General features: G+C 48.2%; 8 protein-coding genes. 4 read left to right on the top strand and 4 right to left on the bottom strand.

Annotated elements, in window-relative coordinates:
• Nucleotides 1-91 precede the first annotated feature (91 nt).
• From oxc to nifJ, 3 genes are all read left to right on the top strand, one after another.
• Nucleotides 92-1,882 (top strand): oxalyl-CoA decarboxylase, encoded by a 1,791-nt coding sequence (gene oxc, locus NFR28_RS00145; RefSeq protein ID WP_251177814.1) that lies wholly within the window; start codon nucleotides 92-94, stop codon nucleotides 1,880-1,882.
• 38 nt (nucleotides 1,883-1,920) lie between these two features.
• Nucleotides 1,921-3,072, top strand: coding sequence for an AEC family transporter (locus NFR28_RS00140; RefSeq protein WP_251177813.1), 1,152 nt, complete (start codon nucleotides 1,921-1,923; stop codon nucleotides 3,070-3,072).
• A gap of 86 nt (nucleotides 3,073-3,158) precedes the next feature.
• Nucleotides 3,159-6,758 (top strand): pyruvate:ferredoxin (flavodoxin) oxidoreductase, encoded by a 3,600-nt coding sequence (gene nifJ, locus NFR28_RS00135; protein WP_251177812.1) that lies wholly within the window; start codon nucleotides 3,159-3,161, stop codon nucleotides 6,756-6,758.
• Nucleotides 6,759-6,802: 44 nt separating this feature from the next.
• Here nifJ and NFR28_RS00130 read toward each other — a convergent pair whose 3' ends face one another.
• From NFR28_RS00130 to NFR28_RS00115, 4 genes are all read right to left on the bottom strand, one after another.
• Nucleotides 6,803-8,047, bottom strand: a complete 1,245-nt coding sequence (locus tag NFR28_RS00130; RefSeq protein WP_251177811.1) for an aldo/keto reductase — start codon at nucleotides 8,045-8,047, stop codon at nucleotides 6,803-6,805.
• A 27-nt stretch (nucleotides 8,048-8,074) separates the two neighbouring features.
• Nucleotides 8,075-13,420, bottom strand: a complete 5,346-nt coding sequence (locus NFR28_RS00125) for an LPXTG cell wall anchor domain-containing protein (RefSeq protein ID WP_251177810.1) — start codon at nucleotides 13,418-13,420, stop codon at nucleotides 8,075-8,077.
• A gap of 241 nt (nucleotides 13,421-13,661) precedes the next feature.
• A complete protein-coding gene (frc, locus tag NFR28_RS00120) occupies nucleotides 13,662-14,996 on the bottom strand; it encodes a formyl-CoA transferase (RefSeq protein WP_251177809.1) in 1,335 nt (444 codons plus the stop codon).
• Nucleotides 14,997-15,131: 135 nt separating this feature from the next.
• Nucleotides 15,132-15,761, bottom strand: a complete 630-nt coding sequence (locus NFR28_RS00115; RefSeq protein WP_251177808.1) for a GNAT family N-acetyltransferase — start codon at nucleotides 15,759-15,761, stop codon at nucleotides 15,132-15,134.
• 568 nt (nucleotides 15,762-16,329) lie between these two features.
• On the opposite strand from NFR28_RS00115, the gene pheS reads away from it, so the two are divergent.
• Nucleotides 16,330-17,391, top strand: coding sequence for a phenylalanine--tRNA ligase subunit alpha (pheS, locus tag NFR28_RS00110; protein WP_251177807.1), 1,062 nt, complete (start codon nucleotides 16,330-16,332; stop codon nucleotides 17,389-17,391).
• Nucleotides 17,392-17,398: the final 7 nt, after the last annotated feature.

Below are 17,398 nucleotides of genomic sequence, written 5' to 3'. Positions count from 1 at the left end.
AGCAATAAAGCGATAACTAATCACCTGAGAGTTGACTTTCTTACAATGATTTAGGCAACGAGTCGTTGAGATGCAACTCTAGGAGGTTTCTATGGCTACAGCAACTGCTACCAACCAGACAACGGCGAACCTTACGGATGGCGCTCACTATTTGGTGGCTGCTCTTATAAAAAATGGTATCGATAAAATGTATGGTGTTGTTGGTATTCCGGTTACTGATTTCGCTCGCATTGCTCAAGCAAAAGGCATTCGCTATATTGGCATGCGCCACGAGGCCGATGCTGGCAACGCGGCTGCTGCGCAGGGCTTTTTGACGGGCAAGCCGGGTGTATTTTTGACGGTTTCAGCACCAGGCTTTCTAAACGGTTTGGCTCCGCTCAAAGAAGCAACCGAAAACGGTTTTCCTGTCATCATGATTTCAGGCGAATCATCACGTTCAACAGTTGACTTGTATGAAGGTCAATATGAAGGCCTTGATCAGCGCGCATATGCAGTACCTTTCTGTAAGGCTGCTTATCGTATTGACAACATGGAAGATATCCCGCTTGGTGTAGCGCGCGCTATTCGCACTGCTTGCTCAGGTCGTCCAGGCGGCGTTTATATCTCTATGCCCGATACTATGATTGGTCAGACCATGGATGCAGCTGCTGCTGAGGCTGCTTTGTATGCGGTTAACGATCCGGCACCTGCTATGATTCCTGCGCAGGAGTCGGTGGATGCGGCGTTACAGCTGTTGGCTCATGCGAAAAACCCACTAATTTTCTTAGGCAAAGGCGCCGCCTATGCTCAGTGCGACGAGGAAATCCAAAACTTTATTCATCAGACGGGTATTCCATATCAACCCATGTCAATGGCGAAGGGCTTATTGCCTGATACCGATCCGCAGTCAACTGCTTCGTGCCGCGGACTAGCAATGCGCACTGCCGATGTGGTGTTGATGATTGGTGCTCGTTTGAATTGGATGCTTAACTTTGGTAAAGGCAAGCATTGGAATAAGGATGTCAAGTTTATTCAGATTGACATTGACCCGACCGAAATTGACAACTCGCGCTATATTGCCTGCCCTGTTGTTGGCGACATCAAGTCCACAATGAAGCTTTTCAATGAAGGTTTGGCAAAATATGACATTCATGCTTCTCAGGACTGGATTGATTTGCTTGCGGCTGATACTGCCAAAAACAATGCTCGCTTTGGAGCGAAGACCCAAGAAGAAACACAACCGCTTAATCACTATAACGCACTTGGTGCAGTTAAAAAGGTTATGGATAAAAACCATGATGTGATCTTGGTAAACGAAGGCGCAAACACCCTTGATGATTGCCGTGACATTGTAGATATGTACCTTCCGCGCCATCGTCTTGACTGTGGCACTTGGGGCGTTATGGGTATTGGCACAGGCTATGCTATCGGTGCAGCAGTGACAACGGGCAAGTCGGTTTTGTCTATCCATGGTGATTCAGCCTTTGGCTTTGATGGCATGGAAATTGAGACAGCATGCCGCTTTAACCTGCCTATTACCTTTATGGTTTTAAATAATGGTGGTATTTATCGTGGCGACTTTGAAGATCTTGGTACGTCGGGAGATCCGTCTCCGTTGACACTGGACGCAACTGCTCACTACGAAAAGATGATTGAAGCATTTGGTGGCACGGGCTACTTCGCTACTACGATGGATGACGTGGAATCAATGCTTACTGAAGCGCTTGCTTCCAAAAAACCGTGCTTTATTAATGTGCAACTTTCAGTTCATGCTGGTGTTGAGAGCGGTCACATTTCGGATTTGAACCCCATTCCGGTTGTTGGACCGCTTGCTCATTCTGAGTGTGAGGACCTAAACGAAGAGGTCATTGACGGCAAGCTTGTTCAAACACAGGCAAAGTAAGCACGTTTTACCTGCGCATAGTTTGATTGGAGGTAACCATGGAGAAAATCCTCATTAATGACATTCTCCCCATTTTGGTCATTATGGTTTTGGGTTATATCTGCGGTAAATTGCGCTATTTTGACAACGATCAACGCCAGGGTCTGAACAAGGTTGTACTTGATATTGCTTTGCCGGCGGCACTCTTTGTCTCCATTGTTAAAGCAACAAGAGAAATGCTTGTCTCTGACTTAACGCTTACCATTTTGTCGGTGGTGGGTGTGGTTGGCATGTTTATGCTGAGCTTCTTTTTATGCAAGAAACTCTTCCATCATTCAACGCAAGAAGCTGCTATCTGTGCTTTGATTGCAGGTTCGCCAACTATTGGCTTTTTGGGATTTGCGGTGCTTGACCCTATTTATGGCAACTCAGTAGATACCAATTTAGTAATCGCAATTGTTTCAATTGTGGTAAACGCTATCACTATTCCTATTGGTTTTTATCTTATCAACCTTGGCCAAAGCAAAGATAAGGCAAAAGCGTTAGCTTCCGCAACAGCTCATACACCTCAAGGTGCAAGCGCACAAGCGCACACTACAGGCGAGGGCGTCAAAGCCGATGATCCTGCTCAAGCGAAAGGCAAGCTACACGATGTGCTAACGCCAAAAGGTGAAGTTGATGTTGCCGCTTCATCGAATCGAGGCAAACGTACACCCGATAAGCATATGAATCCTAATGTGAAGGCTATTCTTGATGCTTTGAAAAAGCCGGTATGCTGGTCTCCGCTTTTGGCTGTTTTGCTTGTTGTATTGGGAATTCATTTTCCGCCTGAGCTTGATCCGTGTTTTGATCTGATTGCAAAGGCTAATTCAGGTGTTGCTGTTTTGGCAGCTGGTCTGGCGCTTTCAACGGTTAAGTTCTCCATTGGCAAGGAGACAATTTGGAATACGTTTTTCCGTTTGATTTTAACGCCTGCTGTCTTTATTGTTGCAGGTATTTTATGCGGTATGGCCGGTGAAGGTGATAAGTTGTCAATGCTGGTTATGGCAGTTGCCCTTCCGCCTGCATTCTCGGGCATCATTATTTCGTCTCGCTACAACATCTATGTACGTGAAGGCGCATCAACAGTTGCAGTGTCAACCGTTGGATTTGCTGCAACTGCAATTCTCATCGTGTGGATTATGCCTATTATTCTTCACATGTTTGGTTAAAACGCACGAAAAGTTATCGAGAGCGGATTGGGCTGAGGCAAGCTCGCGCAATCCGCTCTCTTTTTGTAGGGTTGCAAGGGGTTATTATGACGCAAACTAAAAGAGCTTTGGATGGCATGACGGCTGCGGGCTATGCTGCCTATGCGCTTTCGGATGCTGCAATTATTTTTCCAATCACGCCTGCTTCTCATATGGCTGAGACAATTGAACAATGGTCATATGACGGGCAAAAAAACTTTTTTGGCCAGACGGTAGATGTCAAAGAAATGCAGTCAGAAAAGGGTGTGGCTGGTGCGTTGCACGGTGTTTTGGCTGGTGGTGCATTAGGAACAACTATCACTGACTCGCAAGGGCTTATGCTCATGATCCCTAACATGTATAAGATTTCGGGAGAAAACTTGCCCGGAGTTTTTCATGTTACGTGCAGGTCGCTTTCAACGCATGCCCTGTCAATTTTTGGAGATCATCAAGACATTATGGCGGTGCGCCAAACAGGCGTAGCTATGCTTGGTTCTGCGTCAGTGCAAGAGTGCATGGATTTATCGTGGGTCGCACATCTTTCAGCAATTGACGCTTCGCTTCCGTTTGTGCACTTCTTTGATGGATTTCGTACGTCAGATGAGATAGAAACCATTGATGCTTTAGATCCGCAAGACATGCTTGAGCTTGTCAATTGGGACAAGATCTCTCAATTTAGACAGCGTGCGTTAGATCCTGAGCACCCCGTTATGCATGGAACGGCACAAAATCCCGATATTTATTTCCAGAATCGCGAAGCTGCTAATCCTTTATACGATGCCCTGCCCGATATCGTACAAGCAAATATGGACAAAGTGGCACGCGTCAGTGGACGACAATACCATCTTTTTGATTATGTTGGCGCTCCTGATGCTGAGCGTGTGGTTGTGACCATGGCTTCATCTTGTGATGTCGTGGAAGAGGTGGTCAACTACTTGGTGGATAAGGGTGAAAAGGTCGGACTGGTAAAGGTTCGCTTGTATAGACCATTTTCTGCAAAGCATCTTATGGATGCACTGCCTGCAACAACGCGTGTAGTAAGCGTGTTAGATAGAACCAAAGAGCCTGGTAGCCAGGGTGAGCCGCTTTTCCAAGATGTCTGCATGGCGGTTTTGGATTCACAGCGTGCTATACGCGTATATGGTGGTCGGTATGGTTTATCTTCAAAGGATTTTTCGCCCACCATGGTAAAAGCGGTCTTCGATAACATGGCAGCGTCTTCGCCAAAAAAGCGTTTTACTGTAGGCATCATAGATGACGTGACACACACTTCGCTTGATCTGGGTGAGCCGATCTATACGTTTCCTGGAGAAGCAACACAGTGCATTTTTTATGGCTTTGGATCTGATGGTACGGTTGGCGCCAACAAGCAAGCAGCGCGTATCGTGGGAGATTATGGTGGCAAGTATGCCCAAGATTATGCTTGGTTTGATTCGCGCAAATCGGGTGGCTTGACTATCTCGTATCTCAGGTTTGCAGATGCTCCCATACATTCGCCTTATCTCATCAATCAAGCTGACTATGTGGCATGCCATAAGGATATTTATGCTTCGCGTAGACGCTACCATATGCTTGATGCGCTGAAGGAGGGTGGGGTGTTTGTTCTAAACTCGCCCTGGGAGTCAGCGCAAGAATTGCAAGCACATCTCCCGGCGGATTTGCTGAGTGATATTGCGAAGAAAAAGGCGCGATTTTATAACATCAATGCATCGCAACTTGCTGAAGAGTGTGGACTGGGTGCACGCATCAACATGATTATGCAGGTGGTCTTCTTCAAGCTTACGGGTGTTATGGATTTTGATGAAGCGCTGAAGCACCTTAAAAGCGACATTGCAAAGATGTATGCTTCTAAAGGAGCCGATGTTATACAACGCGACATTGAGGCTGTTGATAAAACGCTGGCATGCCTTAAAGAGATCAAGTATCCAACAGATTGGGCAACTTTGAGTGCGGGTGGGGATGCCGCGGGCGTACAAACTGCAATGGATGCGCTTGGCACCCATGAAGATGCTTATATTGAAGAAGTTTTTAAGCCCATGGAAGAGCTTAAAGGCAATGACCTTCCCGTTTCTAAATTCAATCCAAGTGGGGCGGTTCCCCTCGGAACGACAGCTCTTGAAAAGCGAAGCGTAGCTTTTGCGATTCCTGAATGGGATAGGCAAAAATGTGTGCAGTGCTATGAGTGTTCGCTTGTTTGTCCTCATGCGGCAATTCGTCCCTATCTTGCAACGGATGAGGAACTGAGCGGTGCCCCTGCGTCTTATGGCACGAAACAAGCAACGCTTAAAGACCATACAGACCTTCATTTCCGCATTCAGGTGTATCCTCAGGATTGCGTAGGATGTGGTTCGTGTGCAACTAACTGCCCTGGTCATGCGCTTAATATGAAGCCTTTGGCAACACAGCTTGAGACGCAGAAGACAAATCTTGCTTTTGCTCAAAACAACATTTCTCTCAAAGACGCTCTCGTGCCACCCACAACTGTGCCTGGAACGCAGCTTCAAAAACCGCTTCTTGAATTCTCCAGCTGCTGTGCGGGATGCGGTGAGACGCCCTATGTGAAATTGCTTACCCAGTTGTTTGGCGATCGCTTGGTGATAGCAAACGCGACCGGATGTTCATCCATCTGGGGTGCTTATATGCCCGCTATGCCCTATACCACCAACGCCAACGGGCATGGGCCTGCGTGGGCTAATTCTCTGTTTGAAGATAATGGCGAATATGGGTATGGCATTCATAAAGGCATTAAGATTCGCAGAGGTCATTTGGAAGCACTCGTGCAAGAGGCGCTTGCATCCAATCAGGTAAACCAGCCTCCAGCAGATCTAGCGGAGCTACTCAAGACGTGGCAAGTCGTCAAAAATGACGGCGATGCTTCGTATCGCGTTGGGCAGGCCATCCAAGAAAAAATTGTGGCAGCTCAGCTTTCAGGGGTTGCGCCTTATAAGGAGATGCTTGAATACGGCACTTCATTTGGAAAGAAGAGTGTTTGGGCTGTTGGTGGCGATGGCTGGGCATATGACATAGGTTATGGCGGCATCGATCATGTTCTTGCTAGTGGTGAAGATATCAACATGCTTGTTTTAGACACCGAAGGCTACTCAAACACCGGTGGCGAACTCTCTAAAGCAACGCAGCTTGGTAGTGTTTCGGGATTTGCGCTCAATGGCAAAGCAACGCCGAAGAAAAACCTCGGTCGCATGATGATGGCATATGGTTATGTCTATGTGGCGCATGTCTGTCTTGGCGCAAATATGCAACAAGTTATTACTGCCCTTCGTGAAGCAGAAAGCTATCCTGGTCCTTCTCTTGTTATTTGTTTATGTCCCTGTATTTCCTGGGGGCTTAAAGCGGGGATGCATTCTGTTGTGCCCGCACAAAAAGAAGCGGTGGCTTCGGGGTATTGGCCGCTCTGGCGTTTTAATCCTGCGCGCGCGGATGAAGGGGAAAACCCCTTCATATTAGATTCTGCGGCTCCTGATACCGAAGATGGACTTCCACCGTTTTTGGATGGACAAAACCGCTATGCGCGTCTTAAGGATGAAAAACCGCAGCTTTCAGCGCTTCTTCAAAGCGAATTAGCAAAAGACTGCGAGCAAAACTATGTTGAATTGAGCCGCACCAAAGAGGTATATAAACCTCAAAGTCCTGCAGCTTCTGCGAAATAAGACACGTGCTGTGGCGGTTGGTCACAGCACGTGTGCACAAAATGCTATTTACGCGTTTTCGCAGCTGCTTTGGCGCGCTGCTTGCAAAGTTCTGCCCAGCTTGGCATGCTGTCAAGAATTGCGGCAAGCTCACTAAGCTTGGTAGGGATGTCAATGCTTTGCGGGCACATGTGCGTGCATGCTCCACACTTCATGCAATCATCTGCACGCTGCCCAAAAGGAACTGCGTCCATCTGCATGCTTACAGTGAAGTTTTTATCAAAGGCTAAGTCATTGTAGGCTTGCATCATAAGGGGGATGTCAATATGCGCCGGGCATGACTCAGTGCAGTACCGACACGTCGTGCAGGCAACACCGCTTTTCAGCGATTCTGCCACTTTGAAGAGAAGCGCTTCTTGGTCAGGGGAGAGCTGTGTCTTGTAAGCAAAGGTGCTGCAGTTTTGCATCATTTGTTCAAGGTTTGACATACCGGACAAAATCACCTTGACATCCTCGAACTGCAACAGCCACTCAAATGCCCACTGAGCAGCACTTTTGCTTGGATCAGTCCGTGTTAGTGGCTGCATTTGATTCTCGTGCAATTGCGCAAGCTTACCTCCGCGCAAAGGCTCCATGACTACAATCGGGATGCCTGCATCATGAAGAAGACGATATTTTTCTTCACCACGCTGAAGCGACCAATCAAGGTAATTGAGCTGGATTTGACAAAATTCCATGATGTTGTTGCCCGCGAAGAGGGCGGCTGTTTGCGGGTCATGTTTGGCGAGTTCGCGATACTTCTTTTCGCCGTATGCTAAAAACGCCGCGAGATTATCAGGGCAGCCGTGGCATGAAAAGCCAAAATGGCGAATGCGTCCGCAGCGCTTTTGCTCAATAAAATAATCTGCAATGCCCCAGCGTTCATCAGTGTAGACATCAACGGATGCCTCATAGACATTATGAAGAAGGTAAAAGTCAAAGTATTCAACGGCGCACTTTTGCAGCTGTTCCTCAAATATGGCTGCTGGGTCATAAATCTCAGCAATTTGATGCCCCGGATACTTGCTCGCTAAGAAAAACTCTTCACGAGCATAGCGAGCAAGTGATTTTCCGAGGGCGATCTCTGACATATTTGCATGATAGGGGTACGCGGTGTCAAAGTAATTGACACCAGCCTGCAGTGCAACATCAACCAGAGCATCAAGGGCATGCTGATCAATATTTCCTTGGTCATCATTGATGATTGGCAACCGCATTGCGCCAAAACCAAGGCGGCTTACGGTATCTCCCAAGAAATTGTTTGTCAGCATGTTTACTCCTTTGTGCAGAGATGGTCGTTAGTGTTGTTTACGCCAGCTCATGAGTAAAGCCATACCAGCGCACAGGACTGCTAAGCCCAAGAAGACAAAGGTGTTGGCTGTTGTGTCACCTGTTTCGGCAAGCGCAGCCTTTGTTTTGTCCGCTTTGGGAAGGCCTTGCAAAGCAGCGTCTGGAGATTCTTCTGTTGAAGATGAACCACCTTCTTCGCCGCCCGTATTAGGAAGCGAAGTGCCATCTAGAATGCCACCGTTTGCATCAACGTTAGCAGAAGGATAGACGGGTTCACGGTTGGCTGCTCCAGGATGATTTGCAAGGTATTCATCCCAGCCTTCTTCGGGCGTAAAGGACTGACCTGGGGTAAAGCGTGAAGAGCCATTGGTGATAGTTGAAACATCAACACCAGCAGGCGTGGTGCCATGAGCGGTTGCAATATTGCCAACATCCTTGCCAATTGCATCTTTGCTTACCGTCACATCGAAAATGAGTGATGCTTCGGTGTTGCCCAGCAAATCACCAACTGTTGCTGCTAACACGCGATCTTGCGGATTATATGCGCTGTCGTCAACTACATATGTCTGACCCTTAGCGTCAATAACCTGAATTGAGCCAGGTACAAGTTCTAGACCCTGGGGAATCTCGTCGCGAATGATCGTTTCATACCAGGCGGTATGGAGACGTGTGTTTTTCACGGTTACGGTATAGCGAACGGTGTCACCTACATGAGTGTCTCCGTCATCTCGCGTGAGATTTTGAGCGGTTTTGCTGGTGACGATATCTGCCGGACCATTCTCGTCTTCTTGCTCTTTGGGAGAAGCGGGAAGCACGATTGGCATGTCAGGATCAGTGGTGGTAGGAGTGGAGATAAACTCCTCTTCTAGTTCGCTCCACGGTTTATCGGGAACATAGACAGAACCTGGCGTTGGCTTTTTGTGAGGCTTTGGATTATCGGGATCATCGTCTCCGTCTCCGGGAGTGTCTTCTCCGCTGCCGTCACCTGTACCGTCATCGTCGGGAGTATTGGTTCCAATCCACTCATCAGTGGGGTTTTGACCCAAAATGGAAACCTCAATACCAGGGCCTTCAGGGCGTTTGGGGGTATTGGGATCACTTGGTGTGCTTGGGTTGCTTGGATCTCCAGGGGTATCCGGGTTGTTTGGATCGCTGGGATCACTGGGGTTATTGGGATCGCTTGGATCATCCGGGTTGCTTGGATCATCCGGGTTGCTGCCACCAGGATTGTTCTTTTCAGCCTCGCGGGTCTCTTCGGTGGACAAGATGTCAACGTCAACGGAGAGTGAGACCTTTTCTCCGCCATAGATATCGCCAGCAACAACAGCAATGATGCCCGTTTCGGGGTCATATGCGCTGTCATCAACGGTGTAGCGATTGCCTTGTGCATCCACCAAGGTAATCGTGCCGGGTTTGGGCTCATAGCCAACAGGCAGTACAAGCTTTACGACGCCATCAACAAGTTTTGAATCGGGAGCGATGTTCTCAGTGGTGGAGGTTACGCGAATGGTGTCGCCAACCAAAATGCGGTCGTCGGTGTGCTGTTCGGTCTTGCCAATAATTTCGGTAGTGACTTTGGTGACAATGTCAGCAGCATTGGGGTCTTTGGGCAGAATGGGCGTAGGCTCGGGAATTACAGGCATACCCGGAGCTGGCGGCGTGGCGTCGTTATTAGGTACGACGACAATATCGGTGCCTACAACCAGATCCTCGGGCGGGTTAATTTCTTCGCCAGGATTGAGATTGTCAATCTCTTTGCCGAAGCCACCGCTGCCGCTTGGCGTATTGGTGATGGTGGGAAGCTCCCCGTCTGAGGGACGCGTGCCTAGTCCATCGGGGACGGTAGCCCTAAAGCGAACAGAGGTTGATTGACCACCAAAAACAGAGCCGACAACTTTAGACAGCGTTTGTGCGTTAAAGGTGTATTCGCCACTCTTCAGGTCAGACCAATCCAGGCTCTCCCAGTCAAAATCTTGGTAGAACGCATTGCTGCTTAAGGAAGTATCGCCATCAGGGGTGGGGTAGTTTGAGGCAAGTTCAACCGATGTTGCATCAAAGATGAGCTTGTCGTCAATAACGTCTTTTAATTCCGCTGCCTGCCATGATGAACCGGGCGTGAGGTTAAGGCCTGAAACAGTATATTCAATCGTGTCACCGGGACGCGGAGGCGTGAGTGCGCGCAGGGTGTTTGAATCATCTGCTTGAGTGATGATGCCTGCTTCAACAAATGGTGTCAGCAGCTCATTAAAGAGAGCACTTTGGGCTGCAGGAGCACTCTCAAGGGCAGTGATGTTTTTCCAAATAAGGCGAATTTGCACGCTCGGACGAAGCGAGGGATCCGGCAAGATGTTTACGGTTAGCTCGCGATGTTGACCAGTGTAGAGAGCGTTAGCGGGTTGATCCATAGTGATAACGCAGGTACCGCAGCTCAGTACGTTGATCTTGACGTTGCCATCTTCGTCATATACCGGATTGCCATTCTCGTCTCGAACAATGTCAGCAACGGCGGGGTTTGACGAGGTAAATGTCACAGGCGCAGCCGACGTTGAAACAAAGTTCATATTAAAGAAGTCTTGCGTGGCTGCATCTCCCTGGAAACTCGTATAGGTTCCCGTTACTGTCTTAGAGTCTGAGTCATATTTCAGATCATCTGGGCCGTCTACTTCAATGTTGTCGGTTGGAGCAACGGGCACAATGAAGGTGTCTTCAGTATCAGCGTTGGCAGGATTGTCCTCAACGCCTTTGATGTAGTTTTTATCTGCAATGTATTCAAGTGAAACCTTATGAACAGTGCCATCTGCTGTGGTGGTACCGGATTCCATAAGCTCGCCATCAAGGCGTGTAGGATCAAGGTAGTACACAACTTTGGTAGTTGCACGACCGCTTGGAGCAGATTCTGCGGGGATAATTTCAAAACTTGAGTATGCAGATGCTTCTATAACTTCTTTAGTAAGAGCGATGGGCTCACCAATAGGTTTACCATCTAAAGTTACCTGTACTGCTCCTGTTGGAGCTTCGCAAGTTTTTGCGGTGCTACTTGCAGGATGGATGTTGAAATCAAGCCGGATACGGTTGCCCGGGTTAGGCGAGTCTTTTGTAGTGGGTGTCCACGTACCATCCTCAGAAAGGGTGCCATATTGTGTTGAAGAGATATCCAAGATGGCAGGAACGCGATATACCTCCGCCCATCCAGTAATGCGGTGTCCCCAATAGTTAAATGAGAAGGGCTTGGTTTCTGAGTATTCACGCGAAACAATTTCAAACTTAAAGACACCAGAATCAGCAGGCATAACACCTTCGCGAATAACCTCACTGCCAGGTAAGGGGAGCTCGTCTCCACGCTTAGCGTATTGCTGGTAGCTTACATCAAGCTTGGTGGGGTCTTTGAGAAGCTTGCCCTGCTCTTCAAAGGGAGAGGTGTCAAGCGGGTTGCTTTCTGATACGGTAAACATTTCAAAGGGAAGGCCGTCGTAGTTTTTGGAGAGACCCGAGAAATATGCTTGCTGTTCTGCGGGAAGCTTATCGATATCAATATTGATGTAGCGCTTCAAAATTGAGCCCTGATCGCCGCCAACCTCTTCAACATACATTGGTTCTATGGAGTGTTCTACACCCTCATCGTCGCGATAGGACAAAGTTACGGTAACGTTTTTGCCGGTTGCTGATTCGGGAAGCCACAGATAAAGCTCGCCATTGTGCAAATAAGAGGGTGCACCATAGTTTTGAACTTGGTTGTCAATTTGAAGCTTCCACTTGGTGATAGGGACGGTTGAATTCTCATTTTCGTCAAATTCTGAACTCAAGTTAATGGTGAGCATCTGCACTTTGTCGCTGTCTGGCAGATACTTACGGTTTGCAACGACAGGATCGTTTGGATCGCCGCCTGCAATGGTCTTGATATCCTCCCAGTTTTCTACGCCTTGGGTATTAAATGCGGTATCGCCAATGCCTTGAAACATTGGCTTTCCTGTGAGGGGGTGATCCTCTACAAAGACAGAGCCGCCTGTTACGAGTGTGTAGCCATTGCGTGCTCCGATGCCATACAAATACGGGTCAGTGTTCTTTTTGTTCGGAACGGAGGTAATAAGCGTACCGCCAGTAATACGAATGACGTGGTTTTTGTTTGCAGCAGGACCATGTGCGCAGCACTGACCTACAGCATTTCCGTGATAAGCTGCGGTTACGTTAATGTAGCCGCCGTTAATAGAGATGTCACCTGCAACCGTATGGAAGTGCTTTGAACCGCCACTATGAATAGTGGGACCGCCATCATAAGGTACGCCATACCAGCTGTAGCCATATGAGACGCTTTCACTATTGTTGCCAGTGGGAACCTCAATAGCGTCTGGTTTGCAGACATTGCCATGATGTCCACTCATGTCATAGTATCCAAATCCTGCGCCAATGCCGGTTCCGCATGAACCGCCCACTGCGGTAACATTACCGCCATTGATGGTGATGATCGTTCCGGAGCCAGCAGCTCCGCCGCCAATGCCTGATCCGTTGGGATAACTCCAGTTGCTGCCATTGAATTCCGACACTTTTGCAGAAATGGTGCCGCCATTGATAATAATGGTACCTGCGTTTTCACGAGGACCCGAACCAATGCAGGCAGAGTGTCCGCCACCTTGAGCATCTAAAACGCCAGGGTTAGCGGAATCCATGTTGGTGATTGGGTCTCCCGCTTTTAAAGTTTGTCCTCCTATGAGGGTGACATCTTCACCAATCATGCCATCTTTTGGTGTCACAATTTGATTGTTGGTGTCAAGGTTGCGAATTGAGTCATCAATGACGAGGACAGAGCCCCATCCGCAGCGGATGGCAGGCCAGCCATTAGCGCCGGTAATAGTGTTTTGTAATTTATTGGTTGTACCGTCTGCTAAGGTCAAATGAAGCTTTGTTTTGTTGACGATATCGTAGGCGTTGGTGACTTTTACACCATCGCCGTCTTCGTCTGAGTTGGTGATCATATTAATAGGTGCACAGTTGGCCGTTACGATGTTAACGCCGGCAAGGGTAAGATCAGCTTGTGTACCTGCATCAATTTGAATAGTTTGTGCGGTTGTGGTTTTGTTCGGCGCCATTTTGACCGTTAATGGCGTGCTGGTCTTGATATGAAGGATATTGTTTGCAAATTCAAAATCCTTCGGAGATGATCCCCCTAATACCAGAAAATCTCCTGCAGTAGCTCCTGTGTCATCTGCTTGAGGTGAAGGAGCAACGCTTGTTGCGCTTTCTTCCGCCGTAGCTTCTTGTTCGGTTGCAAGCGCAGCGGTTGGTATCATCAACCCGCTTGCCAAAACGCCGGCAAGAAGCACACGGAGGAGTTTATGCGAAACAGTTTGTTTCTTCATGATGAGCACTCCTCATACTTGTTGGTGGATGCTTGAGGAAGCTCAATACGGCATGACACCACTTACCGGAGGCTCCCGTTATGCATTCGGCACCAAAACGTTACTAAACTGATACTAAATTATAGCGTCAAATGAACATAAGGGAAATGCCAAACAGGCTGATAAAAGACAAAAAAGAAGCGATGCCATATGCGACATCGCTTCCTGAATACAAAAACCCGGTTTTTAAGCTATGAGAGTGTTACTTTTTGATAACCTGCACTGCTGCGTTGTGCGGCGTTTGCGGCTCTTCTAGTGTGCCGTCCTTTTCCATGGCGGCAATTTGATCTGCGCTATAGCCGAGGCTCTCAAGAATCTCAGCATTGTTCTCACCAAGGTCTGGTGCACGTTTGTAGTCAGGCTTGAAGTTTGACATGGTAAAAGGTAAACCAATGGTCTTAAACTTGCCACGAGCGCCACCTTGATCAATTTCAGGAATTGTGCCATCAGAGAGCAACTCAGGATCGTTTTCAATCTCATACCAGTCGCACACTGGTCCAACAGGTACGCCAGCAGCACCGAGCTTTTCGGTTAGCTCATACTTGTCATATTGCTTGGTGTACTCTTCGATAAGCGGATAGAGATCCTTCTTGTGGAGTTGTCGTTGTTGCCACGGAGTGAATTTCGGATCAGAGGCCAGCTCGGGTTTGCCGATGGCATTACAAAGCGCTTCAAAACCTTTTTGCGAATTCTGGATAACGATATAGACATATGCGTTTGGATCTGTCTCCCAGCCCTTTGCTTTGTATGTCCATCCAATAACCTGACCGCCTTCGGTATTCTCGGCACGAGGAATTGCTTTACCCCAGTTGAAGTCAGGATATACCTCGTAGTGCGGCAACGCACCCAAGTTATCAAGCATGATCTGGTCACGTAATTTGATGCGACAGAGGTTTAGTACGGCGTTGCGCATTGATTGATAAACGTAGCAACCTTCGCCGGTATGTTGACGCTGAACAAGTGCGGCTAGAATGCCAATGGTTAAATGCATGCCAGTATTTGAGTCGCCCAAGGCGGCACCTGATTGAGTTGGTACGTTGAAGTCGCCCTCATTCCAACCTGTTGAGGAGGCGGCGCCACCGGCTGATTGAGCTACAGGCTCAAATGCTTTTACGTGAGCAAAGCGCGATCCTTGGTTAAAGCCTTTGAGCGAAGCCATGATCAATTTCGGATTGAGCTTGTGAACTTCTTCCCAACCAAAGCCCATCTTTTCCACGTCGCCCGGTCCGATGTTTTCAACAAAAATATCTGCTTCCTTGAGAAGCTTTGTCAAAATTGCTTTACCTTCATCAGTCTTGCAGTTAAGCGTTAATGACTTTTTATTAGCATTGAGCTGCAAGTAGTAGACGCTCCATGAATCAGCGATATCAAGCAGTTCGCTACGGGTAGGATCGCCTCCGCCAGGACGTTCAATCTTGATTACTTCTGCACCCATCCAAGCAAGCAATTGCGTGCAAGACGGACCTGATTGAACTTCGGTCCAGTCGATTACTTTAATACCTGCAAGGGGGGCAGTTGATGTTGATTCTGCGGCCATTGCGCACCTCCAAATAACTGATTACGTAACAATAACCGTCTTCAATAGTAAGGATATGACCAGATAAAACGCTCTACATGTGAGGTTTGAAAACGCTACGTAAGCACGCAGGTATCATTTTGTTAAGTTGACTGCTTAGGAAATACGAGCGGCGCTCTTCTTTAAAAGCTGGCGAATTGTTTCAGGATTGTTAGCCATAAAGGTTTCAAGTGCTATTGGTGGGGCAGGGTGAGAATCAAAGGCGCTCAGTTGTTTGACGAGCCATGCAACATCTCGCCATGATCCACACGTGTATCCTGCGTGTTGCTGGATGCCCATGGTGCTAAACCCGCGTGAGTGATGGAGGTTTTCGCTTGCGGGATTTGGCAGCGTCACGAGGGCATATGCCATCTTAAATCCCAACATTTGCAAAAGTTCAAGAAGCGTGTCGTACAAAACACCACCGTATCCATGTCCTTGAGTGTCCTGGTCAAGATAAATAGAAGTCTCTGCGTTCCATTGGTATGCCTTGCGCTCATGCTGAGGGTGGGCGTAGGCATATCCTAAAAGGCGACTGCTCGCGTGATCCTGGTGCTCTAAGACCAGCCAAGGAAAAAAGCGGCATGTTTGCTCATATCGCTCAAGAAACTCTTGTGTTGTAAGAGGGCATTCGTCAAAGGTGATAGGGGTAGAGGTGTAGGGAGCATAAATGCGCGCTATTTCGCCCATATCTTGTGCAGTGGCGAAGCGAATGAGGGTGGTGGTAGGAGTGGTCTCATCAATCATAGTTTCGCCAATCTTTTAATCTTTTGCGTTAATGCGGTAATTGCGCCTCGTTAGTGTAGCGCATTGTACGTAATTAACACGCTTTATCTAAACGTGAGGCACCGATCAGAAGTAAATGCGCTATACTTTCGCTTTACATGCGTTGAAGAAGACAGTACTAGTACTAAGTCGTGCTTCCAGAGACGGGTTTATATGCTGAGAGAACCCGAGCATGCGTGCTGGTTATTCCCTTCCGAGCAGTATCTTTGAATGCGGATGCAAAGATTGATGGCAAAATTGGTGATGGGTTTATTAAGATGCCCATGAGATCCCTTTCAAGCCGTTTCTTTGCAAGATGATTAGTAGAAGATGCCGGGTGCTCCCGTCATAGAGCTAATGAAGTGGATGAACTCCTCATCAACCAAGGTGGTACCGCGAGAGCCTCCTCCCGTCCTTGGAGCTGCGTTATGGCAACAATGCCTGCAGGTCACAAGAAGGGAAGGCTCTTTTTTTTGTGGCATATGCGGGTCTGGTAATAAGCTTGTGTACGCGTGAGGTGTGCACAGATGGTAAAGAAAGGCTGGATAGCATGGCACTGGCTGATGAGTTATGCGCTTTGCAGGCAGATACACTTGCCAGCATTGAGGCGGCTGTCGACACCTGTGCACTTGACCAGGTGCGCATTAGCGTTCTGGGCAAGTCGGGTTCACTGACGGCATATCTTCGCAATATGGGACAGGTTCCAAAAGAAGAACGTGCAGAGGTTGGCAAGACCCTCAATGCAGTTCGACAAACAATCGAACAAGCACTTGAGACGCGTAAAAGCGCGCTTGCGGCAGCTGAGCTTGAGGCTGCAATTGATGCGGCTGCTGTAGATGTTACTTTGCCGGGTCGCGCTCAACAAATGGGTACGCGTCATCTGATTAATCGCATTACCGATGAGATCTCTGAAGTCTTTTTTGGCTTAGGTTATTCGGTAGCCACTGGTCCTGAAGTTGAGACTGACTACTACAACTTTGAGGCGCTCAATGCGCCTGCTGACCATCCTTCGCGTTCTATGCAGGATACGTTTTACGTGCGCGATCTTTCCGGGGATGCTGCGGCAGTACGTGGTGAATCTGATGTGTTGTTGCGTACGCAAACTTCAGGTGTGCAGGTGCATGCTATGGAAGAGCAGCAACCACCCATTTATGTTATTGCACCTGGTAAAGTTTATCGTCGCGATGTGGCTGACCCTTCTCACTTGCCGCAGTTTACCCAGATTGAAGGCTTGGTAGTGGACAAGGGTATAACTTTTGGTGACCTGAAAGGTACGCTGGACTTTTTCTGTAAACAGATGTTTGGACCAGAGCGTAAGACCCGTTTTCGCGCGCATTATTTCCCCTTTACCGAACCCTCAGCAGAGGTTGATGTCAGCTGCGGAATTTGTCATGGCGAAGGATGCCGTTTTTGCAAAGGTACCGGCTGGCTTGAAATCTTAGGTTGCGGCATGGTTGATCCGAATGTGCTTCGCTATTCGGGCATTGATCCTGAAGTTTATTCGGGTTTTGCGTTTGGCATGGGTGTTGAGCGTATTGCCTGCCTGAAATATAACGTACCCGATCTGCGTATGCTGCTTGAAGGCGACATGCGTTTCTTGCGACAGTTCTAAAGGAGAC

The organism is Adlercreutzia agrestimuris (genome assembly GCF_943193125.1).
Lineage (GTDB): Bacteria > Actinomycetota > Coriobacteriia > Coriobacteriales > Eggerthellaceae > Xiamenia > Xiamenia agrestimuris.
The sequence above is the reverse complement of the archived record's forward strand: the minus strand, read 5'-3'. Positions and strand labels throughout refer to the sequence as shown.